Genomic DNA, 23,193 nt, shown 5'->3' with positions numbered 1-23,193 from the left:
TCCAAACACATGGCGCGGACGAGGTCCGGGCCCAGATCGGAGATATCCCTTGGGTAACGCGCGCAATATCGCCTTCTGGGTGGTGCTTTTCGTCCTCGTCATGGCGCTGTTTCAGCTGTTTTCCAACGGCAATTCGGCCATGTCGGCGCGCGAGGTGCCCTATTCCGACTTCATCGGCCAGGTCGAGAACGGCACCGTCTCCTCCGTCACGCTCGACGGGGAACGGATCGTCTTCACCGGAACGGGCGGCGCGCAACAGATCACCATCAAACCATCGGACGTCGATGTGACCGAGACGCTGCTGGCCAACGACGTCAGTATCAGCGCCGAGAGCCAGGAACAGTCGGGCTTCCTCAGCGCGCTGTCGCTGTGGCTGCCGTTCCTCGTGCTGATCGGCATCTGGATCTTCTTCATGAACCGGATGCAGGGCGGCGGTAAGGGCGGCGCCATGGGCTTTGGGAAGTCGAAGGCCAAGCTGCTGACCGAAAAGCAGGGTCGCGTCACCTTCGACGACGTGGCCGGCATCGACGAGGCGAAGGAAGACCTGGAGGAGATCGTCGAGTTCCTGCGCAACCCGCAGAAGTTCTCGCGCCTGGGCGGCAAGATCCCCAAGGGCGCGCTGCTGGTCGGCCCTCCGGGTACCGGCAAGACGCTGCTGGCACGGGCCGTGGCGGGCGAGGCGGGCGTCCCCTTCTTCACGATCTCGGGGTCGGACTTCGTCGAGATGTTCGTGGGCGTCGGCGCGAGCCGCGTGCGCGACATGTTCGAGCAGGCCAAGAAGAACGCTCCCTGCATCGTCTTCATCGACGAGATCGACGCCGTCGGCCGGTCGCGTGGCGTGGGCTATGGGGGTGGCAACGACGAGCGCGAGCAGACGCTGAACCAGCTTCTGGTCGAGATGGACGGCTTCGAGGCGAACGAGGGGATCATCATCGTCGCCGCCACGAACCGCCCCGACGTCCTCGACCCCGCGCTCCTGCGGCCGGGACGTTTCGACCGGCAGGTGCAGGTCCCGAACCCCGACATCAAGGGGCGCGAGAAGATCCTCGCCGTTCATTCGCGCAAGGTGCCACTGGGCGCGGACGTGGACCTGCGGATCATCGCGCGCGGCACGCCGGGATTTTCGGGCGCGGACCTTGCCAACCTGGTGAACGAGTCGGCCCTCATGGCCGCCCGCATCGGTCGGCGCGTCGTCACGATGGAGGATTTCGAGCAGGCCAAGGACAAGGTCATGATGGGTGCCGAACGGCGCAGCATGGTCATGACCGAGGACGAGAAGAAGCTGACGGCCTATCACGAGGCCGGGCACGCCATCGTCGGCCTGAACGTCCCGCAGCACGACCCGATCCATAAGGCCACGATCATCCCCCGCGGCCGTGCCCTGGGTCTGGTCCTGTCGCTGCCGGAGCGGGACCGGATCTCGGCCAGCTATCTGTGGTTCACGTCCCGCATCGCCATGGCCATGGGCGGGCGCGTGGCGGAGGAGTTGATCTTCGGCAAGGAGAACATCACCTCGGGCGCGTCGCAGGACATCAAGCAGGCCACGCAGATGGCCCGCGCGATGGTCACGCAATACGGCTATGCCCATGAGGAACTGGGCTTCGTCGATTATGCGAATGAACAGCAGTCATACCTGGGCGCCTACGGCGGCGGCACGAACCATTCGTCCGAGACGCAGAAGCTGATCGACGACAAGGTCAAGGACATCATCAACGATGGCTATGAGACCGCCAAGCGCATCCTGACCGAAAAGGCCGACGCGTTGGAGAACCTGGCGCAGGGCTTGCTGGAATACGAGACGCTGACCGGACCCGAGATAATGAAGGTCATCAACGGCGAGCCGCTGAACCGCGGCGACGACGACGATTCCGCCGATCTGGGGGGTGGCAGCCTGACGTCGGTGCCCAAGACCAAACCGCGCAAGCCCAAGGGGCCGGACATCGCTCCCGAGCCCGAACCGAGCGCCTGACGCAACGACACCCCGGTCCCGCACCGGGGTGTTCGCTTTCCGGGGTTTTTTCCGCCGATCGCCGCAGTTAGAAGGTTGCCGCAATCGCCGAACCGGAGTCCCCGATGCTCGCCACAGATTCCGCGCCGTCGCCGCGGACGACGGCTCTCGTCTGCCTCACGGCGGTCGTCCTCGCGCTGATTGTCGGTTGGCAGAACGCGGGCCTCTGGAAGGAAGGCGGCGCCGTGGAACTGGCCACGGTCGTCACGCTGCTTTTGGTCACGGGCCTGTTCGTCGTGCACCTGCCGCGCCTCGCGTTCGGACCGCAATGGCATCTTCCCGTGCTGACGGCCCTGTTCGCGATGCGGGAACTCGATTTCGACAAGCGGTTCACAGAGAACGGGATCCTGAAGCTGCGGACCTATACCGGGGACGCGCCGCTTTTGCTGAAGCTGGTGGGTGTGGCCGTCATCGCGCTCGCGCTGGTCTGCCTCTACCGCCTCGTCGCGCGGAACCGGCGGGACTTCGTGGCCGCGTTGCGCGCGGGCCATCGATGGGCCATCCTTATAACGGTCGGCACGGTCGTGGCGATCGTCGCCAAGGGGATCGACGGGCTGGGGCGCAAGCTTGCCCCCTTCGGCATCGAGGTGAGTGAGGCGCAGGGGATGCTTGCGGGTGTGGTGGAGGAATTGCTGGAGTTTTCCTTCGCCGTGGCGCTTCTGCTATCGCTTCTCCTCTGGCTTCGTCGAAACGCCTGAGACCGGAGACCGCCATGCCCGCCCTGAACCCCACGCAGACGCAGGGGCGCATCGTCTGGCTCGGCACGGTGGCGTCGCGCGACCTCGCGCTGGCGTCCGCCCCGCGTGAGGCGCTACGGCTGACGTTCGCAGGGCCCGAGGGAGAGGACCACGGCGGCCTTGTCCGTCCCTCCTGTTCGCGCGTCACGGCGCAGTATCCGCTGGGGACCGAGATACGGAACACCCGGCAGCTTTCGATCCTGAGCGCGGAGGAAGTGGCTGAGATCGCCGCGGCGATGGATCTCGATGCCTTGGACCCGGCCTGGCTCGGCGCTACGATGGTCGTCTCGGGCATCCCCGACTTCACGCATCTGCCGCCCTCGTCACGACTCCAGGTCGAGGGCGGAGCGACGATGGTGGTAGATATGGCGAACCGTCCCTGCACCCTGCCCGCCCGCGTGATCGAAGGCGAGCGGCCGGGACATGGTCGCGCGTTCAAGGCCGCGGCCCAGGGGCGACGCGGCGTGACGGCGTGGGTGGAACGGGAAGGGTTCGTCAGATTGGGCGACGCGATCCGGCTGCATGTGCCCGATCAAAGGGCATGGCGCGGCTGATCCGTCAGGCCAGCGCGAAACCCGTGAGCAGGGCGAGGGCCAGGCCCGTCACGAAACCGGCGTGGATGAGAAGGCTGGTGGCGGTCATGCGATGTCTCCGTCGTGTGGATCGGCGGGGAATTGCCGATGGCTTTCAAAGTTCTTGCACGACCAACACTTAACATCCGGTTTCGGTTCCGCGAGTCGCCCCCGCCCCTGGCTGCGTCGACCGAAGGCGGGGTTGCGCGCCGGAATGTCGGTTTTCGCGAACGCCGCCCCTGCCCGTCGGCATAGGCATCGTGCTAGACCGCGTGCGACGAAAGGACCCGGCCCCATGACCTTCAAGACCGACATCGAAATCGCCCGCGCCGCCAGCAAGCGCCCGATCCAGGACATCGGCGCCGCCATCGGCATCGGGGCGGACGACCTGCTGCCCTATGGCCACGACAAGGCCAAGGTCAGCCAGTCCTTCATCGACGGCGTGCAGGACCGGCCGACCGGCAAGCTGATCCTGGTGACGGCGATCAATCCCACGCCCGCGGGCGAAGGCAAGACGACCACGACGGTGGGTCTCGGCGACGGGCTCAACGCGATCGGCAAGAAGGCGATGGTCTGCATCCGGGAGGCGTCGCTCGGCCCGAACTTCGGCATGAAGGGCGGCGCCGCGGGCGGCGGATACGCGCAGATCGTGCCGATGGAGGAGATGAACCTGCACTTCACCGGCGACTTCCACGCCATCACGAGCGCGCACAGCCTGCTGTCGGCGATGATCGACAACCACATCTACTGGGGCAACGAGCTGGAAATCGACACCCGCCGCGTCGTCTGGCGGCGTGTGGTGGACATGAACGACCGGGCCCTGCGCCAGATCACGGCGAGCCTGGGCGGCGTCAGCAACGGCTTCCCGCGCGAGACCGGGTTCGACATCACCGTGGCGAGCGAGGTCATGGCGTGCCTCTGCCTCGCCACCGACCTGGGCGATCTGGAACGGCGGCTGGGCGACATGATCGTGGCCTATCGCCGCGACCGCTCGCCCGTCTACTGCCGCGACATCAAGGCCGACGGAGCGATGACAGTCCTTCTGAAGGACGCGATGCAGCCCAACCTGGTGCAGACGCTGGAGAACAACCCCGCCTTCGTCCACGGCGGACCCTTCGCCAACATCGCCCACGGCTGCAACTCCGTCATCGCCACGACCACGGCGCTGAAGCTAGCGGATTACGTCGTGACCGAGGCCGGGTTCGGCGCCGACCTCGGCGCTGAGAAGTTCATGAACATCAAGTGCCGCAAGGCCGGCCTGGCGCCCGATTGCGTGGTGCTGGTGGCGACGGTTCGAGCGATGAAGATGAATGGCGGCGTGGCCAAGGCCGACCTCGGGGCCGAGAACGTCGATGCCGTGAAGGCGGGCTGCGCCAACCTCGGGCGCCATATCGGCAACCTGAAATCGTTCGGCGTGCCCGTGGTCGTGGCGATCAACCATTTCACCGGCGACAGCGAGGCCGAGGTCGCCGCGGTGCAGGAGTTCGTCGCGGGCCAGGGGTCGGAGGCCATCGTCTGCAAGCACTGGGCCGAAGGGTCGAAGGGCACCGAGGCGCTGGCCGCCCGGGTGGCCGAGATCGCCGACGCAGGGCAGGCGAACTTCGCGCCGCTCTACCCCGACGAGATGCCGCTGTTCCAGAAGATCGAGACCATCGCCAAGCGCATCTATCACGCCGACGAGGTGCTGGCCGACAAGAAGATCCGCGACCAGTTGAAGGCGTGGGAAGCCGACGGCTATGGCCATCTGCCGGTCTGCATGGCCAAGACGCAGTATTCCTTCACCACCGACCCCGAACGGCGCGGCGCGCCCACCGGCCATTCCGTCCCCGTACGCGAAGTGCGGCTGTCGGCAGGGGCCGGGTTCGTCGTGGTCATCTGCGGCGAGATCATGACGATGCCGGGTCTGCCCCGTGTGCCGTCGGCCGAGTCGATCCGCCTGAACGACGCGGGCGAGGTGGAGGGGTTGTTCTGACGGTGCCGCCCGTCGGATACACCTTCTGTCCATACCGGAAGGAGCGCCCATGACCGCCACGATCCTCGATGGAAAGGCCTTCGCCGCCCGTCTGCGCCAGCGGATCGCGGGTGATGTGGAGCGGCTGCGCGCCGACGGCATCACTCCCGGTCTGGCCGTCGTGCTGGTGGGCGAGGATCCGGCCAGCGCCGTCTACGTCCGCAACAAGGGGCGGCAGACGCGCGAGGTGGGGATGAAATCGGTGGAACACCGGCTGGACGCGGGGGTCGCGCAGGACGCGCTGCTGACGCTGATCGGGGAGTTGAATGCGGATGCGTCGATCCACGGCATCCTGGTGCAGCTCCCCCTGCCGGGCCATATCGATTCCGCCGCCGTGCTGGATGCGATCGATCCCGCGAAAGACGTGGACGGGTTCCATGTGCTGAACGTCGGCCGCCTTGCCACCGGACAGAAGGCGATGGTGCCCTGCACGCCGCTCGGGTGCCTGATGATGCTGCGCGACCACCACGGCTCGCTGTCGGGGATGGAGGCGGTCGTGGTTGGCCGGTCCAACATCGTGGGCAAGCCGATGGCGCAGCTTCTGCTGGGTGACGACTGCACCGTGACGGTCGCCCACTCGCGGACGCGTGACCTGACCGGCGTGGTGCGCCGGGCGGATATCGTCGTGGCGGCGGTCGGTCGGCCGGGCATGGTGCAGGGCGACTGGATCAAGCCCGGCGCGACGGTGATCGACGTGGGCATCAATCGCGTGGATGCGGGTGAGGGCAAGACGCGGCTGGTAGGCGACGTCGATTTCGATGGCGCGGTCCGGGTCGCCGGTGCGATCACGCCGGTGCCGGGCGGTGTGGGCCCCATGACCATCGCCTGCCTTCTGGCGAACACCCTGACCGCCTGCTGCCGGGCGCACGGCCTGCCGGAGCCTGAGGGGCTGACGCCCTAGGCGTCGAGGAAGGCGCGGACGGCGGCCTCGAACTCGCGCGGTTTCTCGGCGTGGAGCCAGTGGTTCGCGCCTGGGATCTTCGCGAAGCGGGCCGCGGGGAACAGCGCCTTGATCCGGTCGCGGTGCTCGGGGCGGACATAGTCGCTGTTCCCGCCCGACAGGAAGAACGCGGGGCCATGGAAGGCGCCGCCCAGATCGGGAAAGCCGATGATGCCCGGCATCTCGGCCTGAAGCGCATCGAGGTTCAGCGTCCAGCGCCCCGCGCCCACGTCGAGCGATTGCAGCAGGAACGACCGGGTGCCGTCGTCGGGTACGGCGCCAAGCTGCTCGGCCGCGTCCGACCGGCGGGTCACGCGGCTGAGGTCGACGGCGCGCAATGCGTCGATCAGATGCGATTGCGTATGTGCATAGGTCACGGGCGCGATATCGGCCACGATCAGCCGGTGCAGGATGTCGGGCCGCGTCAGCGCCAGCACCATCGCCGCCTTGCCGCCCATGGAATGGCCGAGCACGTCATGGGGCCGGTCGCCGATGACCTCGGCCAGATCCTCGGCCAGATCGGCATAGGAATGGCTGTCGGCCCAGTCGCTGCCGGCGTGGTTCCGCATGTCGACGGCGACCACCTCCCGCGTATCCGACAGGCGCTTGGCGATCACCCCCCAGTTTCGCGCCGATCCGAACAGACCATGCGCGATCAACAGGGGCGGTCGGTCGGTGGGGCCGCCGTGGCGGATCGTGTTGAGCATGGGCCAGAGGTAGCCGCGCCCGCCGCCGAACGCCAGACGTCCGCCCACCATTGTGCGGACGGGGGCGGGGCGCTAGGGCCGGGGAATGGAACCGCTTCACGTCCTGCGCCCCTCGGCCATGCGCCGCACGATGGCCTTTGCCGTTCAACTCGCGCTCGGGGCCATGCTGCTCTGGCTGGGCTTCGTGCATCCGCCGGCGAGCGCGGCGTGGCAAGTGTTCCTGATCGGATTGGGGCTCGCGACGCTGGTGCTGGCGCAGAAGGGGTGGCGCGGGTCGATGCAGGGCATTGCGCTGGACGCAGACGGCCTGCGCCAGGAAGACGGCCGGCCCATCGCGCCGCTGGCCGATATCGCTTCGGTGGATCGGGCGCTGTTCAGCTTCAAGCCGTCCAACGGCTTCGTCGTTCGCCTGCGGCAGCCTGTGGGCAATGCCTGGGTGCCCGGCATGTGGTGGCGGCTGGGCCGACGCGTCGGCATCGGCGGCGTCACCGGCGGGGCCGAGACGCGGATCATGGCCGATGCCCTGTCCGCGATGGTGGCCGAGCGCGACGCGCGGGGCTAGGCGCCTGACACCCCCGCCTCGGCAAAGGTCGCCATGCCGGAATGGCAGGCCAGCGCCCCCCGGAGCACCTGAATCGCGAGCGCCGCGCCCGAACCTTCGCCCAATCGCAGCCCCAGCGACAGGAGCGGCTGCATCCCGAGCGCCGCGAGCATCCGGTCGTGCGCGCCCTCGGCCGACAGATGGCCCGCGACGCAATGGTCCAGCGCCCGCGCGTCTTCGACATGGAGGCAGAGGGCGGCCGCGGTGCAGATGAAGCCGTCGAGGATGACCGGGATGCGCCGCGCACGCGCCCCCGCGATGGCGCCGGCCACGGCCGCCACCTCCCGTCCGCCGAGCGCCATGAGGACGCCGAGGCCGCTGCGGTCCGGGTTGGCGGCAAGACCCTGCGCGATGGCGGCCGCCTTGCGCGCGAGGCCCGCGTCGTCCACGCCGGTGCCCCGCCCTGCCCAGCCTTCCCCGCCCAGGAGCGCGCCCGCGATCGCGGCGGCCGAGGTGGTGTTGCCGATGCCCATTTCGCCTGTGACCAGAAGATCGGTCTTCGGGTCGACGGCCGTCCACCCCGTCGCAAAGGCCGCGCAGACCTCGGCCTCCGTCATCGCGGCGCCCTGGGTGAAGTCGGCCGTCGGCCGGTCGAGGTCGAGCGCATGGACGTCGAGGCGGGCCCCGGCCAGTTCGGCAAGCTGGTTGATCGCCGCCCCGCCCGCCCGAAAGTTCTCGACCATCTGCGCCGTCACGGCGACCGGGAAGGCGCTGACGCCCTGCGCCGCGACGCCGTGATTGCCCGCGAAGATCAGGACCTGCGGCGCGGTGATCCGGGGACGCGGATCGTTGCGCCAGCCGGCATACCAGGCGGCCAGATCCTCCAGCCGGCCAAGCGCGCCGGGGGGCTTGGTCAGCTGCAGGTTGCGGTCGGCGGCTGCGCTGCGGGCGGCGCCCGACGCATCCGGGGCGGCGGCGAGGATCGCGCGGATCGCGGCGAGGCTGGTCAGATCGGTCATCGGGTCTCCGGGCGGCTCCGGCTTTACGGTGCCGGTGGCCCGCGATATGCGACGGAGCGAACCATTTCCAGCCGTGGAACGACATGTCCCCGACGTCAGACCTTGTTTCGGCCGCGATGCTCCTGACGCGCCTGCCCGTCCGCGGGCGGCCGACCGATCCCGCCGCGCGCGCCGCCTGGGCCTGGCCCGTCGTGGGCGGGCTCATCGGGGCGATCGCGGCGGGGGTGGGCACGGCCCTCGGCGCCATGGGGGCCGAGCCGCCGGTGGTCGCGGCGGTGGTGCTTCTGTCGCTGATCCTGCTGACGGGGGCATTGCACGAGGACGGGCTGGCCGATGCAGCCGACGGCCTCTGGGGCGGGGGCACCCGCGACCGTCGGCTGGAGATCATGCGCGACAGCCGGATCGGCACCTACGGCGTGATCGCGCTGGTCCTGTCGCTGCTGCTGCGGTGGGCGCTGATCGCCATCGCGCTGCAACAGGGACAGATGGTCGAGGTGGTGCTGGCGGCCGCCATCGTCAGCCGCGCGCCCATGGCCATCGCGATGCGCTGGCTGCCTGCCGCCCGGGACGACGGCGTGTCGCGGGGCGCCGGGCGCCCCCCCGCCTGGGCCGCGCAGGCCGGGCTGCTGCTGGCCGGCCTCGTGCTCCTGTTCTTCGGCGGGCACGGTCTGGTGGCGGCAATGCTGGTCGCGGGCGTCCTGCTGGGGGTCGGGCATCTGGCCCGGTCGCGGATCGGCGGACAGACGGGCGACGTGCTGGGCACGATCCAGCAACTTTCCGAGATTGCCGTTCTCGTCGCGCTGACCTCGCGCTAGGGTGGCGGCATGAGCCTCTGGACCCGCATCCTGGACGCCCTGTCGAGCCTTGCGCCGGGCGAGGCCCTGTCGGGCCTGTTCGACCGCCTGAGGACCCCGCCCGAACGGTCCGTCGCCTTCACCATCGCGGTGATCGCACTGGGCGCCAAGATGGCCAAGGCCGACGGCCGCGTCACCCGTGACGAGGTGGCGGCCTTCCGCGAAGTGTTCACGATCGCTCCGTCCGAGACGGCCCATGCCGCCCGGGTCTTCGACCTCGCCCGCACCGATGTCGCCGGCTACGAGGACTATGCGCGCCGCATCAAGACGATGTTTGCCGAGGATGCCGATACCCTGCGCGACCTGATGGAGGGGCTGTTCCACATCGCCATGGCCGACGGCCAGTATCACCCGGCGGAGGACGATTTCCTGCACCGGGTCGCCGCCATCTTCCGCCTGCCCGACCGGGAGTTCCGCAGCCTGCGCGCCCGCTTCGCCGGGGGTGAGCCCGATTGCTATGAGGTGCTGGGCGTGACCCGCGACACGGCGATGGAAGACATCCGCGCCGCCTGGCGAGCTGCGGTGCGCGAAAGCCACCCCGACCGCCTGATGGCGCGGGGCCTGCCGGAGGAGGCGGTGAAGCTGGCCGAGAAGCGGCTGATCGCCGTCAACCGCGCGTGGGAGAACATCCAGGCCGGAACGGCGTGACCTTTCGTCTGGTGACGTGGAACGTGGAATGGTTCGACCGGCTGTTCCGCGACGACGGCACCCCCGACGCGACCGACGACTGGTCGGCGCGATACGGCGTGACCAAGGCGCGGCAACTCGACGCCGTGGCCCATGTGCTGCGTCATGTGGACGCCGATGCGGTTCTGGTGGTCGAGGCGCCCGACGACAGCCCCAGCCGGTCGACCCGCGTGGCGCTGGAGACCTTCGCCGAGGACAGGGGGCTGCGGGTGTCGCGGGCGATGATCGGTTTCGCCAACGATACGCGTCAGGAACTGGCGTTGATGTTCGACCCCGCCCGCGTCACCCCCCGCCACGCCCCGGGCGAAGCGGACGACGCCCCCCGGTTCGACCGGATGTTCGGCTTCGACCTCGACAGCGACCTGCGGGCGGAGCATCTCGTCTGGTCGAAGCCGCCGGTGGAGCTGGATCTGGTGACGCCCATCGGGCCGCTGCATCTGATCGGGGTGCACGCCAAATCGAAATCCGCCCATGGCGCAAGTGACCCGCAGGACGCGCTGCGGCTGAATATCCTGAACCGGCGCAAGCAACTGGCCCAATGCGTCTGGTTGCGCCGCCGCGTCGATCAGCATCTGGCCCAGGGTCGCAGCCTGATCGTGGCGGGCGATTTCAACGACGGCCCCGGCCTCGACGCCTTCGAGACGCTGTTCGGCCGGTCCGGGGTCGAGATCGTGCTGGGCAGCGGCGGGAACGCCCTGTTCGACCCGAGCGCGCGTCCGCCCCGCATCGGCGCGGCGCTGCCCTCGACGGCGCGGTTCTGGGACAACGGGAACCGGCGATACCTGAACGCGCTGCTCGATTTCGCCATGGTGAGCCCCGACCTGCGGCCGCGCGCGACCTGGCGCATCCTGCACCCCTTCGACGATGCGGAGGCGACCGGAGATGCGGTGTTGCGTCAGGCGTTGCTGGATGCGTCGGACCATTTCCCCGTCATTCTTGATCTCGCGCCGACGGACCCCACATTCGGGTGATGAAACAGATCGTCCTCGCCCTGCTGCTCGCCGCGACGCCCGCCGTCGCCCAGGATACCGATACCGACGCGGGGTCGGGCGACATGGAGCGCGGGTTCCGCCTGTTCCTCGACGGCCTGTCGGAGCAGATGGAGCCGGCGCTGCGCGACCTGAAGGGCCTGGCACGCGACGCGGCCCCCGTTCTGCGCCGGTTGCAGGACGAACTGGGCGAAGTGGTCGATGATCTGGATACCTACCACGCCCCCGAGATCCTGCCCAACGGCGATATCCTGATCCGCCGGAAGGAACCGCTGGAGGGTCCGCTGCCCGATGGCGTGACGCCGAACGAGGATGGGTCGCTAGACCTCTGAGCCGTCAACCGCGGCCCGACAGACCCGCCAAAGCCTGCTGCACCAGTCCCGCGACCAGAAGATAGGCACTGCAGGCCGCGAAGACCCAGCCGAGCAACGGGCCGAGCCCGAACTCGCCCCAGGCCGCGACCAGCGCCAGCACCATCCAGAGCGTCGTCACGGTCAGGGTCAGCGGACGCCACTGTTGCGTCCGCATCGGATGCACGAAGCGCAGCGGCAGGAACATCGCGATCGACAGGAGGATCGAGACCACGAGCGTCAGCCATGGATTCGGCTCCAGGATGAAGACCGCCAGCGCGACCATGTTCCAGGTGCCGGGGAAGCCTTCGAAGCTCGCGTCTTCGGTCTTCATCCGCGTATCGCAGAAGTAGAGGGCGCTGGCGAAGGGAACCACGATCAGGATGCCCCAGCCGGCCCAGCCCGCGACCAGCCCCGAGGCATAGAGCGCGTAGACCGGGATGAACACATAGGTCAGGTAGTCGATGATGAGGTCCAGCAGCACCCCGTCGAAGCGGGCCGCATGCAGCGTCACGTCCCAGCGGCGGGCCAGCGGGCCGTCTATGCCATCGACGATCAGCGCGACGAGCAACCACAGGAACATGCCCGACCAGGCCCCCTCGACCGCCGCGAGAAGCGAGAACATCGCGAAGACGACGCCGGTCGCGGTCAGGAGATGGACGGACAATGCGCGGGTGCGGGGCCAGATCATGTGTCACCCATGCCCCCGAATCCCCCGCCTTGTCGAGACATGGATGCCGCAGGGGCACGCGGCCGACCGGATCGCGCCGCCCCGCCCCCGCCGGAATTGACAGGTCTGTCGAATTGCGCCACGCCAAGCGTTCCATCCAACCGACAGAAGGCCCGAGCGCCATGATTTCCGCCGTTCTCCCCACCTACAACCGCGCGCCTCTGAGCTTCGTCTCGGGCGAGGGAAGCTGGCTTGTGGAAGCGGACGGGCGACGCTTTCTCGACCTGGGCGCGGGCATCGCCGTCAACGTCCTGGGCCATGCGAACCCCGCGCTGACGCGGGCGCTGACCGAACAGGCGGGGGCGCTCTGGCATACGTCGAACCTCTACCATATCCCCCAGCAGGAGGCGCTGGCCGAAAAGCTGGTTGAGGCGACCTTCGCCGACACCTGCTTCTTCACCAACTCCGGCACGGAGGCCTGCGAACTGGCCGTCAAGATGGCGCGCCGCTACTGGTCCGACCGGGGGCAGCCGGAGCGCCACGTGATCCTGGCGTTCACCGGAAGCTTCCACGGCCGCTCCTCCGCCGGGATCGCGGCCGCCGGGTCCGAAAAGATGACCAAGGGGTTCGGCCCCCTCCTGCCCGGCTTCCGCCACCTGCCCTTCGGCGACCACGACGCGCTGCACGAGGCGATGAAGGCTCCCGATGTGGCCGCCGTCATCCTTGAGCCGGTGCAGGGCGAAGGCGGCATCGTGCCGGTGCCCGACCAGTGCCTCAAGGGCCTGCGCGACCTCTGCGACGAGACCGGCGCGCTCATGATCCTGGACGAGGTGCAGTGCGGCATGGGCCGGACGGGGCGTCTGTTCGCCCATGAATGGGCCGGCATCGCGCCCGACATCATGATGGTGGCCAAGGGCATCGGCGGGGGGTTCCCGCTGGGGGCGCTGCTCGCCACCGAAGACGCCGCCTCCTGCATGACGGCGGGCAGCCATGGCTCGACCTACGGTGGCAACCCGCTCGCCTGTGCCGTGGGAAACGCCGTCATGGACATCGTCGCCAACGACGACTTCCTGGGCGAGGTGCGCCGCAAGGCGGGCCTGTTCCGGCAGGGGCTGGAGGGGTTGGTCGCTTCCCACCCCGACGTGTTCGAGGCGGTCCGCGGGGCGGGCCTGATGCTGGGGCTGAAATGCCGGGTGCCCAATACCGACCTGCTCGACGCGGCCTATGCCGAGCGGACCTGCATCGTGCCCGCCGCCGACAACGTGGTCCGCATCCTGCCCGCGCTCAACATTCCCGACGAGGACATCCGCGAGGCGGTCGCCCGTCTGGACCGCGCCGCCACCGCCCTTGAAAGGGCCTGACGTCTTCCTGTCGAAAATACTCTCGGGGGTCCGGGGGCAGACAGCCCCCGGCCTTTCCGACCGGAGATCCCGATGACCCATTTCCTCGACATCCACAGCACCGATCCGGGCGACCTGCGCGCGATCCTGGACCAGGCGCGGCAGATGAAGACGGCGCGCGGCGACCGGCCGAAAGGCACGCCCGACGACGAGCTGCCCCTCGCCGGCCGTGTCGTCGCGCTGATCTTCGAGAAGCCCTCCACCCGCACCCGCATCAGCTTCGACCTCGGCGTGCGGCAGATGGGCGGCACCACGATGGTGCTGTCGGGCACCGACATGCAGCTCGGCCATGGCGAGACGATCGCCGACACGGCGCGCGTCCTGTCGCGCTATGTCGACCTCATCATGATCCGCACCTTCGGCGAGGACATCCTGACCGAGATGGCGGACCATGCCAGCGTGCCGGTCATCAACGGCCTGACCGACAGCAGCCATCCCTGTCAGATCATGGCCGACGTCATGACCTATGAGGAACATCGCGGGTCGATCCGCGGCAAGCGGATCGCCTGGATGGGCGACGGCAACAACGTGGCGCAGTCGTTCCTGCATGCGGCTGGCAGCTTCGGGTTCGACTTCACCTTCTCCGGGCCGCCGCAACTCGACCCGCGCGACGACCTGATCGGGGCGGCACGGCGGGCGGGCAGCGACGTCCGCATCGAGCGCGATCCCTCGGCGGCCGTCGCCGACGCCGATCTGATCGTCACCGATACATGGGTCAGCATGGGCGACGCGGAATCCTCGCGCCAGCGGCGCCACAACCTGCTGCGGCCCTATCAGGTGAACGAGGCGCTGGTCGCCGCCGCTCCCGCCGATGCGCTGGTGATGCACTGCCTGCCCGCCCATCGCGGCGAGGAAATCACCGACGCCGTGCTCGACGGACCCCGCTCGGTCGTCTTCGACGAGGCCGAGAACCGGCTGCATGCGCAGAAGGCGATCATGCGCTGGTGCCTGGGCCTCTAGCGGCGGTCAGGATTTGAGCCGGTATCCCGTGCGGAACATCCACCAGGCCAGCGCCGCAACGGCGAGGGTCGACAGGGCGACGACGACGAAACCCAGCACCGGCGGGCTGTCCGACGCGCCGAGCACCGCGAACCGCAACCCGTCGATCAGGTAGTAGACCGGGTTCGCATGGCTGATCGTCCGCAGGATCGGCGGCATCGAATCGAGCGAATAGAACGTGCCCGACAGGAAGCTGAGCGGGGTCACGATGAAGTTCGTGATCGCCGCGATCTGGTCGAACTTGTTGGCGAAGATCCCCGCAACAATGCCGAGCGAGCCCAGGAACGCCCCGCCGAGCGCGATCCAGACCAGGGCCAGCAGGGGGTTCTGGACCCAGAGGCCGATGAACGGGAACAGGATCACCGCGATGGCCGTGGCGACCAGCAGGCCGCGCAGGATGCCGCCGGCCAGATAGCCCACAAGAAGCTCCATCGCCGAGAGGGGCGGCATCAGCGTGTCGACGATGTTGCCCTGCACCTTGGAGATCACGATGGAGGAGGACACATTGGCGAAGCTGTTCTGGATCACCGTCATCATCAGGATGCCGGGCGCCAGGAAATGCACGAAACCCACGCCCATCACGTCGCCGCGCGTCGGTCCGATGGCCACGTTGAAGATCAGCAGGAACAATCCCGCCGTCACCAGCGGCGCCATGAGGGTCTGCGTCCAGACGGCGAGGAAGCGGCGCGTCTCGCGCAGGGCCAGCGTCCACATTCCCAGCCAGTTGACGCGCCCGAAGCGACGGGTGCCCTGTTGCCTCTCGGTGGTATCGGACATGAAGCGGCCTCCGGATTGCGCGCGCTTCTTGTGACCGGCGCGCCCAGTGCTTAGAATAGCATTTCCCCCGGGATCGCCACCCCAGTCAGAGGCGCGCGGCCGGCACGGAGAGTTTTGAGGAGAGATGAATGGCCTGGACCGACGACCGCGTCGAGACGCTCAAGCGCATGTGGGGCGAAGGCGCGTCCGCTTCGCAGATCGCCAAGGAACTGGGCGGCGTGACCCGCAACGCGGTCATCGGCAAGGTGCATCGCCTTGGCCTGTCGAACCGGAACGCGGACGACGGCAAGGCTGACGCCGCTGCGGCGACGCCGGTTGCGGCAAAGCCCGCCCGCGCGCCCGCGCCGGAGCCCGTGGTCGAGCCCGAGCAGCCCGCCGAGGCGCCCGCCGTCGAGGAGGAGGAGGACGATGACGAGCCGCGCACCATGGCGGCCGTTCCCCATGGCACCAATGTCACCTCACTTCGCAAGCCGCTGATGGCGGGCCAGCCGCTGCCGCCGCAGCCATCGGCCAACGAGATCTCGCCCGAGGCGCTGGCCAAGGTGAACGCGGTCGAGAAGACGGCCAAGAAGATCAGCCTGATGGAGTTGACCGAACGGACCTGCAAGTGGCCTATCGGCGACCCTGCGACCGAGAAGTTCTGGTTCTGCGGACTTCAGACCCAGACGGGCAAGCCCTATTGCGAGGCGCATGTCTCCGTGGCCTTCCAGCCCATGTCGTCGCGCCGCGATCGCAAACGCTAGGTCGGGGGGGTCAGGCCCGGCGCCGGACGAGGCCCCATCCCAGGATCGCCAGATAGATGACCGTCGCGCAGACGTGGAACAGCCAGATGCGCGTGAGCATCAGACCGATGATGAGCGCCGCGCCGAGCAGGACGTAGACCACGTTGTCGCGGTCGACGCGCATCGCCTTGAGCGAGATGGTGCTGAACCGCGCGATCATCATCGCGCCGACGAAAACGACCCAGATCGCGATGAGGATCTGCATGTCGCGCAGGTCTGCGAACCCGGCGAGGTAGAGCGTCACCGGAAAGATGCCCAGCATCGCGCCGGCCGGCGCGGGTACGCCGGTGAACGACTTGCCGTCAGAGGTTTCCGCCTTGGCCGCGACGTTGAAGCGCGCCAGCCGCAGGCAGCAGCAGATCGCGAAGAACAACGCGGCAAGCCATCCCATGCCGGCCAGACGCTCCAGCCCGAAGTGATAGACCATGAGGGCCGGGGCGACGCCGAAGCAGACGAAATCCGACAGTGAGTCCAGCTCCGCCCCGAACGGCGACGACGCATTGAGCCGGCGGGCGAGTAGCCCATCGAGCCCATCGACCAGCGCGGCCAGGATCAGCAGGCCCGCCGCGAAATGGAACTGGTCGGCGAAGGTGAAGCGGATCGAGGTGAGGCCGAAACACAGGCCCAAAATCGTCACCAGGTTCGGTACCAGCGTGACCAGGGGCAGTCGCCCGGAGCCGTTGTTATCCGTGTCGAGCATCTATTCGACCCTCGCGATGGCGGGGCGGTCGTCGCCAAGGACCGCGATGATGCTCTCGCCCGAGGTCATCTTCTGGCCGACGGCGACGCGCGGCGCCGTCCCGTCGGGCAGATAGACGTCGAGCCGGGAGCCGAAGCGGATCAGGCCGAAGCGGTCGCCCCGGTCGAGGCGCACGCCCCGGTCGACCTCGCAGAGGATGCGCCGCGCGACCAGCCCCGCAATCTGCACCACGCCCAGCCGCGTGCCGTCGGCCATGGTCAGGACGATCCCGTTGCGCTCGTTGTCCTCGGACGCCTTGTCGAGATCGGCCGACAGGAACTTGCCTGGCCGATAGGCGACCGCCGTGACCTCACCCGCCACGGGTGCCCGGTTCACATGGCAATCGAAGACCGACATGAACACCGATACCCGCGTGAGCGGATCCGGCCCCAGCCCCAGTTCGGCCGGCGGGACCGCAGGCTCGACCAGCGAGACGATGCCGTCGGCGGGGGACACGATCAGCCCCTCGTCCATCGGAACCGTGCGGACGGGATCGCGGAAGAAGTAGTAGCACCAGATCGTCAGGACGAGCCCCAGGAGGCCCAGCGGTGTCCAAATGAACCACAGAATGACGGTCGCGATCGCGAAGGCCGCGATGAACTTCCTGCCGTCCGGGTGGATTGGCTTGACGACCGTGCCGACCAGACTGACGCTCATTGTGGACCCTCCGTTGAGACAGGGCAGATAGCGCGCGCGGCGCCCCGGGTCCAGCGCGACGGTCAGCGCCCAGTGAGCAGGTCGAGAAGCTGATCCTCCACCCGGTCGAGGATCGCGTCCTCGATGGCTTCGCGGCTGTCCAGCGTCTCGGCCGGAACCTCCAGCTCCTGCGCCAGCCGGTCGCGGGCGATCCGCTCGGTGCGGGCGCGCGCCTCGTCGGCCTCGGCCCGGGCGCGCGCCTCCAGTTCCGCGCGCTCGATCTCCATCCTCTGCCGGGCAAGGTATTCGAGGTCGGGACGGACACGGGGATCGGACCACGTCCCTTCGACCGAGATCGGAACTGTGACGCCCTTGCCGTCGCGGTCGGCGCGGAGCGTGGGCATCAAGCGATAGCTTATCGTCTGCGCGCCCAGGTCGACGTCGCCCGCCCCCGTGGCCGTCAGGTAGGGCGCGGTCAGCGACAGGTCGTCGTTCCGCGCCACCCCATCGGTCACGACGAAGCTGGCCGCCAGATCGTCGAACACCGTCTTCTGCCCTTCGCCGCGATAGCCGAGGTCCAGCGTCCGCACCATTCCGACGATGTCGAGCCCGAGGATCGCGCCCTCGCCCACCCGCAGGTCGATCGTGCCGGCGAGGCTCTCCACAAGCGCTTGTGCGGTGTCGCCCGCGCCCAGAAGATCCACGGCCAGGTCGGCCCGTCCGACGAAGCGGTCGAAATCGGCGAAGCCGGTCAGCAGGGGCTGCAACTGAAGCCCGGACATGTCGAGCCGGGCCCGGGTCGACAGGCCGCCCCGACCGTTGACGACGACATCCCCCGTCACCGTGCCGCCGTAGGCGATCAGCGGTTGCAGGGTGACGACCGCGCGGCCGTTTTCCACGGCGACACGGGCGCGCAGATCGTCCAGTGTGACGTCACCCATCCGGATCGGGCCGGAGGCGAAGGTGACGTCACCGTCCGCGGCGAAGAGGCCGGACACGTCGATCTCCTCGCGTCCCCAGCCGGTCTCGGATACCAGCGCGGTCTCGCCCCCCTGCCCCTGACGGCTGAGGCCGGTGAGGTTCAGCGTTTCGGCCGCCAGGGTCGCGGTCACCCGCGGGCGGGCGCCGGAGGGGTCGACGTCGATGGCGCCGGTCAGGCGGTTTCCGTCTAGGTCCAGCACCATGTCGCGCAGGTGGAGGGTGCCGGCCGGTGCCAGGGTGGCGGCGGCGTCGATCTCCATGCGGCGCGCGCCCAGCCCCTCCGGCAGGTCCGGCACGGCGATGCCGGCGGCCCGCAACAGTGCGAACCGGTCGGTCGTCTCGCCCTCGATCCGCCCCTCGAACGATGGCGGGTCCCGGTCGGCGCGTCCCTCGACCCGCAGGCTGCTGGCGCCGCCGGTCAGGTCCAGCGTCACGGGCGTCAGCGCCCCGTCGATCAGCGGGCGCAGTGCGACGGCCGACAGCCGCGCCGTCAGCGCCTCGCCGTTCACCAGCGCGGAGGCATCGACCGTCACGGGGCTGTCGAGATCGGACAGGCGGGTCTCCAGGTCGACCGCCCGCATCCGCAGGTTCGTTCCCGCCGCATGGTCGATCCAGGTGATCTCGGCGCCGGTCAGGACGGCGCGGTCCACCGCGACATCGCGCGTCCGGGTCGTGCCGGAACCCGGGGCCGCACCGGGCCGGGACGGCGCGCCGAAAGTCCAGTTGCCGGTTCCATCGGAGCGTTTCTCCAGGATGAGCCGCGCGCCCGTCACCTCCAGCGTGCGGATGGCAAGATCACCGAACATCGACGACGCGGCGATCCCCACCTCCAGCGTATCGGCCGTCAGCATCGGCCCCTCGTCGGACCAGTCGGCGTTGGCGACGACGATCCCTTCGGCGCGGACCCCGATGCGCGGCCAGAGCGTCGCCTTGACCGGCCCCGCGATGGACAGCTTGCGGCCCGTGGCTGTCTCGAACCGGTCGGCGGCAAGCCCCGCGATGCGTTCGGCGGGGATGAGCAGCAGGACCGCGACCGCCAAAGCCAGCACCATCGTCAGCGTCAGCGCCGTGCGGATCAGCCATTTCATGCGCAGTCCCTCCTTTACGCGACGATGAATCGCCCTCCGCCGGGCCGCAAGGGCTTCCGCAGCGGCGGGCATGGCCCTATGTGGCGCCCATGTCGCAGAACCCGCCCGATCTTCGCCCCGACCTCGCGCCGCGCGCCGTACTGCCGTCGGATGCCCGCCCCGGCCAGCCTCGCATCGGGATGGTCAGCCTCGGCTGTCCGAAGGCGCTGGTCGACAGCGAACGCATCCTGACCCGGCTGCGGGCCGAAGGTTACGCCATCAGCCCTGACTATGCCGGGGCGGAGGCGGTCATCGTGAACACCTGCGGGTTCCTCGACTCGGCCAAGGCCGAAAGCCTCGACGCCATCGGCGAAGCCCTGCGCGAGAACGGGCGCGTGATCGTGACGGGATGCCTCGGCGCGGACCCGGCGTATATCACCGGCGCGCATCCGAAGGTTCTGGCCGTGACCGGGCCGCAGCAATACGAGCAGGTGCTGGACGCGGTCCATGCCGCCGCACCCCCCTCCCCCGATCCCTTCGTCGACCTGCTGCCCGCGTCGGGCGTGTCGTTGACGCCCCGGCACTTCAGCTATCTGAAGATCTCCGAAGGCTGCAATCACAAGTGCCGGTTCTGCATCATCCCCGACATGCGCGGGCGCCTTCAGTCGCGCCCCGCCAAGGCCGTCCTGCGCGAGGCGGAGCGTCTGGTCGATGCCGGCGTGCGGGAGCTTCTGGTCATCAGCCAGGACACTTCGGCCTATGGCACCGACTGGAAGGACCGCGCCGGCGCGGGGCGGCACATCGTCGATCTGGCGCGCGATCTGGGGGGCCTCGGGGCCTGGGTCCGGCTGCACTACGTCTATCCCTATCCCTTCGTGCGCAACCTCGTGCCCTTGATGGCCGATGGGCTGATCCTGCCCTATCTGGACGTGCCGTTCCAGCACGCGCATCCCGAGACGCTAAAGCGCATGGCGCGTCCCGCAGCCGCCGAGAAGACGCTGGACCGCATTGCCGAATGGCGCGCGATCTGCCCCGATATCACATTGCGGTCCACCTTCATCGTCGGCTATCCGGGCGAGACGGAGGCGGAGTTCCAGACGCTTCTGGACTGGCTGGACGAGGCGCAACTCGACCGGGTCGGGGCGTTCCGCTATGAGAACGTGGCCGGCGCGCGGTCGAACACGCTGCCGGGTCATGTGCCCGAGGACGTCAAGGAAGACCGTTTCGCCCGCTTCATGGAGAAGGCGCAGGCGATCTCGGCCGAGAAGCTGGCCGGGAAGGTCGGCCGCCGGCTGGAGGTGATCGTCGATGCCGTGGACGACGAGGGTGCCACCTGCCGCACCAAGGCGGATGCGCCGGAAATCGACGGCAACCTGTTCATCGACCACGACTTCGCGCGCCTGTCGCCCGGCGATATCCTGACGGTCGAGGTGGACGAGGCGAGTGAATACGACCTCTGGGGCACACCTGTCGCAAGCAGCGCCTGAACGTAAGAAGGGGCCGGAAGGTCGCCCCCCCGGCCCCTGTCGTCACAACCCCGCGGCGGTGCGGCGCACGACGTCGATGCGCGATGCGTTGGGCGGATGCGTCCCGAGGAAGCGGTCGCCCGGATCGGGGATGCGGGTAAAGAACGCGGCGCCGCGCACCGGGTCGTAACCCGCGCGGGAGGTGATGATCGTGCCGAGCGCGTCCGCCTCCAGCTCATGATCCTTGGAAAAGCGGCGCGCGCCGACGCCCGCGCTGATGCGGCTGATCTCGTTCGCCGTGGCCGTATCGGCACCGGCGACCGAGGCGATCAGCCCGCCTACCAGCGCGCCGGTGCTGGCCGACCGCTGCTGACGCGCGATGTGCTGTTCGATGTGGTGGGCGCTTTCGTGGCCGATGACGAAGGCGATCTCGTCCTGGTTGCGGGTCTCGGCGATCAGCGACCGGGTGAAGGTCAGGATGGGACGGCCCCGCGGGTCGAGCGACTGGAATGCGTTGGGCGGCGCGTTCGGGTCGGGGTGGATGCGGATCAGGAAGTCGCAGTTCGCGGCCTGCGCCCGCTGGCGGCACAGCGTCTCCGCCGCGGGTTCCACGCGGCGAACCGCGGCCTGGAAGTTACTGTTGGCAGCCCCGCTGGAAATCGGCGGCGGGACGTTTTGCGGTGCGACCGGCGCGGGGGCGGTCGCAGGCTCCACCGCGACGCAGGCCGACAGGCCGGCTGCCGCCAGGGTGGCGAGAATGAGTGTGCGCATGGAAATTCCCCGGAGGTTCTGTACTGTCCATCGCAATATCGAAGGAGACAGCAGATGTCAGCGCCCCACGTCGATTTTCCGCATTCGTCTTTGCGGGAATCTGCCTGATGTTCTCGATCGAGCATGAGTTCGACGCCACCGTCATCACGCTCGTCGACGAGGGCGAGACCGGGCGCGCGCCTGCGGAAGATGTCGTTATCGCGGCTTTCGAGGAATGCGTGACGCTGACGCAGGCCGATCCACGCACGGGCGAGCCGGTCCGCATCACCCTGACGACGGGACAGCTGCGCGATCTGGCGACGGCGCTGGACCTGCCCGAAGGAGTCTATCGCCGCCGGGTCTGACGGATCAGGCGGCGAGGCCCTTCGACCCCATGTCGAGGAACTTGGTCCGGCGTGCGCTCCGGATTTCGTCCGTGGATTTGCCGTCGAACTCCGTGAGCATCGCCTGCAGCGCCTTTCCGACCGACGCGATGGCCGCGTCCCGGTCGCGGTGCGCCCCGCCCAATGGCTCGGTCACGATGCGGTCGATCACGCCCAGCTTCAGCAGGTCCTGCGCGGTCAGGCGCAGCGCCTCCGCCGCCTCGCGCATCTTGTCGGCGTCCTTCCACAGGATCGAGGCGCAGCCTTCCGGCGAGATCACCGAATAGATCGAATGTTCCAGCATGGCGACGCGGTTCGCGGTGGCGAAGGCCACGGCGCCGCCGGACCCGCCCTCGCCTATGACGACGCTGACCAGGGGCACGCCAAGGCGCAGGCAGGCCTGCGTCGACCGGGCGATGGCCTCGGACTGTCCGCGTTCCTCGGCGCCCTTGCCGGGATAGGCGCCCGGCGTGTCGATCAGCGTGACCACCGGCAGGCCGAAGCGGTCGGCCATCTCCATCAGGCGGATCGCCTTGCGATAGCCTTCCGGACGGGCCATGCCGAAGTTGCGTTCGATGCGGGTGCGCGTGTCGTGGCCCTTTTCGTGGCCGATCACCATGACGGACCGTCCGTCCAGCCGCGCGAGGCCGCCCATCACCGCGTGGTCGTCGGCGAAGTTCCTGTCTCCGGCGAGCGGCGTCCAGTCGGTGAACAAGGCGTCGACATAGTCCTTGCAATGGGGCCGTTCGGCGTGGCGGGCGACCTGCGCCTTCTGCCAGGGCGTCAGCCCCTTGTAGAGACTGGCCAGCATGTCCCGCGCCTTGGCGTCAAGCTGCGCGGCCTCCTTGCTGACGTCGACCTTGGAATCGGCGCGTCCCATGGCGCGCAGTTCCTCGGCCTTGCCCTCGATCTCGGACAGCGGCTTCTCGAAGTCGAGATACTGGGTCATCGTCGTCGGCCTCCACGCGCTATGCGCCCGATATGACGTTCCGGGCGCCGCGATGCAACATCGGCCGGGACCGCCCGCGTGGCTTGCGTGCCGCCGCGCGACGCGCCGTTCCCGCGAGCGCCATGCCGCGCTTGCCGAAGGGTAAGCCGGACGCTACGCCATTCGTGTTTCGCGTCGGA

General features: G+C 68.8%; 24 protein-coding genes. 15 read left to right on the top strand and 9 right to left on the bottom strand.

Features of this window, described 5'->3' with window-relative positions:
- Positions 1-49 precede the first annotated feature (49 nt).
- From ftsH to folD, 5 genes are all read left to right on the top strand, one after another.
- On the top strand, positions 50-1,969 hold the full coding sequence (gene ftsH / locus JAN5088_RS12755; RefSeq protein ID WP_055683173.1) for an ATP-dependent zinc metalloprotease FtsH: 1,920 nt from the start codon (positions 50-52) through the stop codon (positions 1,967-1,969).
- Between the two features lie 104 nt (positions 1,970-2,073).
- Positions 2,074-2,706 carry a hypothetical protein gene (locus JAN5088_RS12750; protein ID WP_055683172.1) on the top strand — a complete coding sequence of 211 codons (633 nt, stop codon included), beginning with the start codon at positions 2,074-2,076 and terminating at the stop codon, positions 2,704-2,706.
- A 14-nt stretch (positions 2,707-2,720) separates the two neighbouring features.
- Positions 2,721-3,299 carry an MOSC domain-containing protein gene (locus JAN5088_RS12745; RefSeq protein WP_055683171.1) on the top strand — a complete coding sequence of 193 codons (579 nt, stop codon included), beginning with the start codon at positions 2,721-2,723 and terminating at the stop codon, positions 3,297-3,299.
- Positions 3,300-3,612: 313 nt separating this feature from the next.
- Positions 3,613-5,289 carry a formate--tetrahydrofolate ligase gene (locus tag JAN5088_RS12740; RefSeq protein ID WP_055683170.1) on the top strand — a complete coding sequence of 559 codons (1,677 nt, stop codon included), beginning with the start codon at positions 3,613-3,615 and terminating at the stop codon, positions 5,287-5,289.
- A gap of 49 nt (positions 5,290-5,338) precedes the next feature.
- Entirely contained in the window at positions 5,339-6,229 is an 891-nt protein-coding gene (gene folD / locus JAN5088_RS12735; protein ID WP_055683169.1) for a bifunctional methylenetetrahydrofolate dehydrogenase/methenyltetrahydrofolate cyclohydrolase FolD, read from the top strand.
- Here the strand turns inward: folD and JAN5088_RS12730 are convergent.
- Positions 6,226-6,975 carry an alpha/beta fold hydrolase gene (locus JAN5088_RS12730; protein WP_055683356.1) on the bottom strand — a complete coding sequence of 250 codons (750 nt, stop codon included), beginning with the start codon at positions 6,973-6,975 and terminating at the stop codon, positions 6,226-6,228. The two genes, folD and JAN5088_RS12730, sit on opposite strands and share 4 nt — an antisense overlap.
- Positions 6,976-7,060: 85 nt before the next feature.
- Between JAN5088_RS12730 and JAN5088_RS12725 the strand changes: the two genes are divergently transcribed.
- Positions 7,061-7,537: a hypothetical protein gene (locus JAN5088_RS12725; protein WP_055683168.1), complete on the top strand. Its 477-nt coding sequence runs from the start codon at positions 7,061-7,063 to the stop codon at positions 7,535-7,537.
- Here the strand turns inward: JAN5088_RS12725 and cobT are convergent.
- Complete coding sequence (cobT, locus tag JAN5088_RS12720; RefSeq protein ID WP_055683167.1) at positions 7,534-8,535, bottom strand: nicotinate-nucleotide--dimethylbenzimidazole phosphoribosyltransferase; 1,002 nt, start codon at positions 8,533-8,535, stop codon at positions 7,534-7,536. The genes JAN5088_RS12725 and cobT overlap by 4 nt on opposite strands.
- A gap of 83 nt (positions 8,536-8,618) precedes the next feature.
- On the opposite strand from cobT, the gene cobS reads away from it, so the two are divergent.
- From cobS to JAN5088_RS12700, 4 genes are read left to right on the top strand one after another with little or no spacing between them, the layout of a single operon-like run.
- Positions 8,619-9,350: an adenosylcobinamide-GDP ribazoletransferase gene (gene cobS, locus JAN5088_RS12715; protein ID WP_055683166.1), complete on the top strand. Its 732-nt coding sequence runs from the start codon at positions 8,619-8,621 to the stop codon at positions 9,348-9,350.
- Positions 9,351-9,359: 9 nt separating this feature from the next.
- A complete protein-coding gene (locus JAN5088_RS12710; RefSeq protein ID WP_055683165.1) occupies positions 9,360-10,037 on the top strand; it encodes a TerB family tellurite resistance protein in 678 nt (225 codons plus the stop codon).
- Entirely contained in the window at positions 10,034-11,047 is a 1,014-nt protein-coding gene (locus JAN5088_RS12705; RefSeq protein WP_055683164.1) for an endonuclease/exonuclease/phosphatase family protein, read from the top strand. The genes JAN5088_RS12710 and JAN5088_RS12705 overlap by 4 nt, the downstream gene beginning before the upstream one ends.
- Positions 11,047-11,397: a hypothetical protein gene (locus JAN5088_RS12700; RefSeq protein WP_055683163.1), complete on the top strand. Its 351-nt coding sequence runs from the start codon at positions 11,047-11,049 to the stop codon at positions 11,395-11,397. Before JAN5088_RS12705 ends, JAN5088_RS12700 begins: the two co-directional genes overlap by 1 nt.
- Before the next feature lie 4 nt (positions 11,398-11,401).
- Here the strand turns inward: JAN5088_RS12700 and JAN5088_RS12695 are convergent, their stop codons facing one another.
- Positions 11,402-12,106, bottom strand: a complete 705-nt coding sequence (locus JAN5088_RS12695) for a CDP-alcohol phosphatidyltransferase family protein (RefSeq protein WP_055683162.1) — start codon at positions 12,104-12,106, stop codon at positions 11,402-11,404.
- A gap of 161 nt (positions 12,107-12,267) precedes the next feature.
- Here JAN5088_RS12695 and JAN5088_RS12690 point away from each other — a divergent pair, with 161 nt between their 5' ends.
- Entirely contained in the window at positions 12,268-13,446 is a 1,179-nt protein-coding gene (locus JAN5088_RS12690; protein ID WP_055683161.1) for an aspartate aminotransferase family protein, read from the top strand.
- A 72-nt stretch (positions 13,447-13,518) separates the two neighbouring features.
- Complete coding sequence (argF, locus tag JAN5088_RS12685) at positions 13,519-14,445, top strand: ornithine carbamoyltransferase (RefSeq protein ID WP_055683160.1); 927 nt, start codon at positions 13,519-13,521, stop codon at positions 14,443-14,445.
- A 6-nt stretch (positions 14,446-14,451) separates the two neighbouring features.
- On the opposite strand, the gene JAN5088_RS12680 is transcribed toward argF, so the two are convergent.
- Positions 14,452-15,261: an ABC transporter permease gene (locus tag JAN5088_RS12680; protein WP_055683159.1), complete on the bottom strand. Its 810-nt coding sequence runs from the start codon at positions 15,259-15,261 to the stop codon at positions 14,452-14,454.
- 128 nt (positions 15,262-15,389) lie between these two features.
- Here JAN5088_RS12680 and JAN5088_RS12675 point away from each other — a divergent pair, with 128 nt between their 5' ends.
- Positions 15,390-16,004 carry a GcrA family cell cycle regulator gene (locus JAN5088_RS12675; protein ID WP_055683158.1) on the top strand — a complete coding sequence of 205 codons (615 nt, stop codon included), beginning with the start codon at positions 15,390-15,392 and terminating at the stop codon, positions 16,002-16,004.
- 10 nt (positions 16,005-16,014) lie between these two features.
- On the opposite strand, the gene pssA is transcribed toward JAN5088_RS12675, so the two are convergent.
- The 3 genes from pssA to JAN5088_RS12660 form a co-directional block, all read right to left on the bottom strand.
- Complete coding sequence (gene pssA / locus JAN5088_RS12670; RefSeq protein WP_055683157.1) at positions 16,015-16,743, bottom strand: CDP-diacylglycerol--serine O-phosphatidyltransferase; 729 nt, start codon at positions 16,741-16,743, stop codon at positions 16,015-16,017.
- Positions 16,744-17,439, bottom strand: a complete 696-nt coding sequence (locus JAN5088_RS12665; protein ID WP_055683156.1) for a phosphatidylserine decarboxylase — start codon at positions 17,437-17,439, stop codon at positions 16,744-16,746.
- Between the two features lie 62 nt (positions 17,440-17,501).
- Positions 17,502-19,487 (bottom strand): AsmA family protein, encoded by a 1,986-nt coding sequence (locus JAN5088_RS12660; protein ID WP_055683155.1) that lies wholly within the window; start codon positions 19,485-19,487, stop codon positions 17,502-17,504.
- Between the two features lie 89 nt (positions 19,488-19,576).
- On the opposite strand from JAN5088_RS12660, the gene rimO reads away from it, so the two are divergent.
- Positions 19,577-20,953: a 30S ribosomal protein S12 methylthiotransferase RimO gene (gene rimO, locus JAN5088_RS12655; protein WP_055683355.1), complete on the top strand. Its 1,377-nt coding sequence runs from the start codon at positions 19,577-19,579 to the stop codon at positions 20,951-20,953.
- Positions 20,954-20,995: 42 nt separating this feature from the next.
- On the opposite strand, the gene JAN5088_RS12650 is transcribed toward rimO, so the two are convergent.
- Complete coding sequence (locus tag JAN5088_RS12650) at positions 20,996-21,703, bottom strand: M48 family metallopeptidase (protein ID WP_055683154.1); 708 nt, start codon at positions 21,701-21,703, stop codon at positions 20,996-20,998.
- Positions 21,704-21,810: 107 nt separating this feature from the next.
- Here JAN5088_RS12650 and JAN5088_RS12645 point away from each other — a divergent pair, with 107 nt between their 5' ends.
- Complete coding sequence (locus tag JAN5088_RS12645) at positions 21,811-22,047, top strand: DUF8831 family protein (protein WP_055683153.1); 237 nt, start codon at positions 21,811-21,813, stop codon at positions 22,045-22,047.
- A gap of 4 nt (positions 22,048-22,051) precedes the next feature.
- Here the strand turns inward: JAN5088_RS12645 and JAN5088_RS12640 are convergent, their stop codons facing one another.
- Entirely contained in the window at positions 22,052-23,014 is a 963-nt protein-coding gene (locus tag JAN5088_RS12640) for an acetyl-CoA carboxylase carboxyltransferase subunit alpha (protein WP_055683152.1), read from the bottom strand.
- Positions 23,015-23,193 lie beyond the last annotated feature (179 nt).

This window comes from Jannaschia rubra (genome assembly GCF_001403735.1).
In the GTDB taxonomy this organism is placed as follows: Bacteria; Pseudomonadota; Alphaproteobacteria; order Rhodobacterales; family Rhodobacteraceae; genus Jannaschia; species Jannaschia rubra.
The sequence above is the reverse complement of the archived record's forward strand: the minus strand, read 5'-3'. Positions and strand labels throughout refer to the sequence as shown.

What these genes read in the sequence shown, in the direction of transcription:
- JAN5088_RS12750 (WP_055683172.1), top strand. Translation starts at nt 2,074, where the DNA reads ATGCTCGCCACAGATTCCGCGCCGTCGCCGCGGACGACGGCTCTCGTC.
- JAN5088_RS12745 (WP_055683171.1), top strand. Translation starts at nt 2,721, where the DNA reads ATGCCCGCCCTGAACCCCACGCAGACGCAGGGGCGCATCGTCTGGCTC.
- JAN5088_RS12740 (WP_055683170.1), top strand. Translation starts at nt 3,613, where the DNA reads ATGACCTTCAAGACCGACATCGAAATCGCCCGCGCCGCCAGCAAGCGC.
- folD (WP_055683169.1), top strand. Translation starts at nt 5,339, where the DNA reads ATGACCGCCACGATCCTCGATGGAAAGGCCTTCGCCGCCCGTCTGCGC.
- JAN5088_RS12730 (WP_055683356.1), bottom strand. Translation starts at nt 6,975, where the DNA reads ATGCTCAACACGATCCGCCACGGCGGCCCCACCGACCGACCGCCCCTG.
- JAN5088_RS12725 (WP_055683168.1), top strand. Translation starts at nt 7,061, where the DNA reads ATGGAACCGCTTCACGTCCTGCGCCCCTCGGCCATGCGCCGCACGATG.
- cobT (WP_055683167.1), bottom strand. Translation starts at nt 8,535, where the DNA reads ATGACCGATCTGACCAGCCTCGCCGCGATCCGCGCGATCCTCGCCGCC.
- cobS (WP_055683166.1), top strand. Translation starts at nt 8,619, where the DNA reads ATGTCCCCGACGTCAGACCTTGTTTCGGCCGCGATGCTCCTGACGCGC.
- JAN5088_RS12710 (WP_055683165.1), top strand. Translation starts at nt 9,360, where the DNA reads ATGAGCCTCTGGACCCGCATCCTGGACGCCCTGTCGAGCCTTGCGCCG.
- JAN5088_RS12700 (WP_055683163.1), top strand. Translation starts at nt 11,047, where the DNA reads ATGAAACAGATCGTCCTCGCCCTGCTGCTCGCCGCGACGCCCGCCGTC.
- JAN5088_RS12695 (WP_055683162.1), bottom strand. Translation starts at nt 12,106, where the DNA reads ATGATCTGGCCCCGCACCCGCGCATTGTCCGTCCATCTCCTGACCGCG.
- JAN5088_RS12690 (WP_055683161.1), top strand. Translation starts at nt 12,268, where the DNA reads ATGATTTCCGCCGTTCTCCCCACCTACAACCGCGCGCCTCTGAGCTTC.
- argF (WP_055683160.1), top strand. Translation starts at nt 13,519, where the DNA reads ATGACCCATTTCCTCGACATCCACAGCACCGATCCGGGCGACCTGCGC.
- JAN5088_RS12680 (WP_055683159.1), bottom strand. Translation starts at nt 15,261, where the DNA reads ATGTCCGATACCACCGAGAGGCAACAGGGCACCCGTCGCTTCGGGCGC.
- JAN5088_RS12675 (WP_055683158.1), top strand. Translation starts at nt 15,390, where the DNA reads ATGGCCTGGACCGACGACCGCGTCGAGACGCTCAAGCGCATGTGGGGC.
- pssA (WP_055683157.1), bottom strand. Translation starts at nt 16,743, where the DNA reads ATGCTCGACACGGATAACAACGGCTCCGGGCGACTGCCCCTGGTCACG.
- JAN5088_RS12665 (WP_055683156.1), bottom strand. Translation starts at nt 17,439, where the DNA reads ATGAGCGTCAGTCTGGTCGGCACGGTCGTCAAGCCAATCCACCCGGAC.
- JAN5088_RS12660 (WP_055683155.1), bottom strand. Translation starts at nt 19,487, where the DNA reads ATGAAATGGCTGATCCGCACGGCGCTGACGCTGACGATGGTGCTGGCT.
- rimO (WP_055683355.1), top strand. Translation starts at nt 19,577, where the DNA reads ATGTCGCAGAACCCGCCCGATCTTCGCCCCGACCTCGCGCCGCGCGCC.
- JAN5088_RS12650 (WP_055683154.1), bottom strand. Translation starts at nt 21,703, where the DNA reads ATGCGCACACTCATTCTCGCCACCCTGGCGGCAGCCGGCCTGTCGGCC.
- JAN5088_RS12645 (WP_055683153.1), top strand. Translation starts at nt 21,811, where the DNA reads ATGTTCTCGATCGAGCATGAGTTCGACGCCACCGTCATCACGCTCGTC.
- JAN5088_RS12640 (WP_055683152.1), bottom strand. Translation starts at nt 23,014, where the DNA reads ATGACCCAGTATCTCGACTTCGAGAAGCCGCTGTCCGAGATCGAGGGC.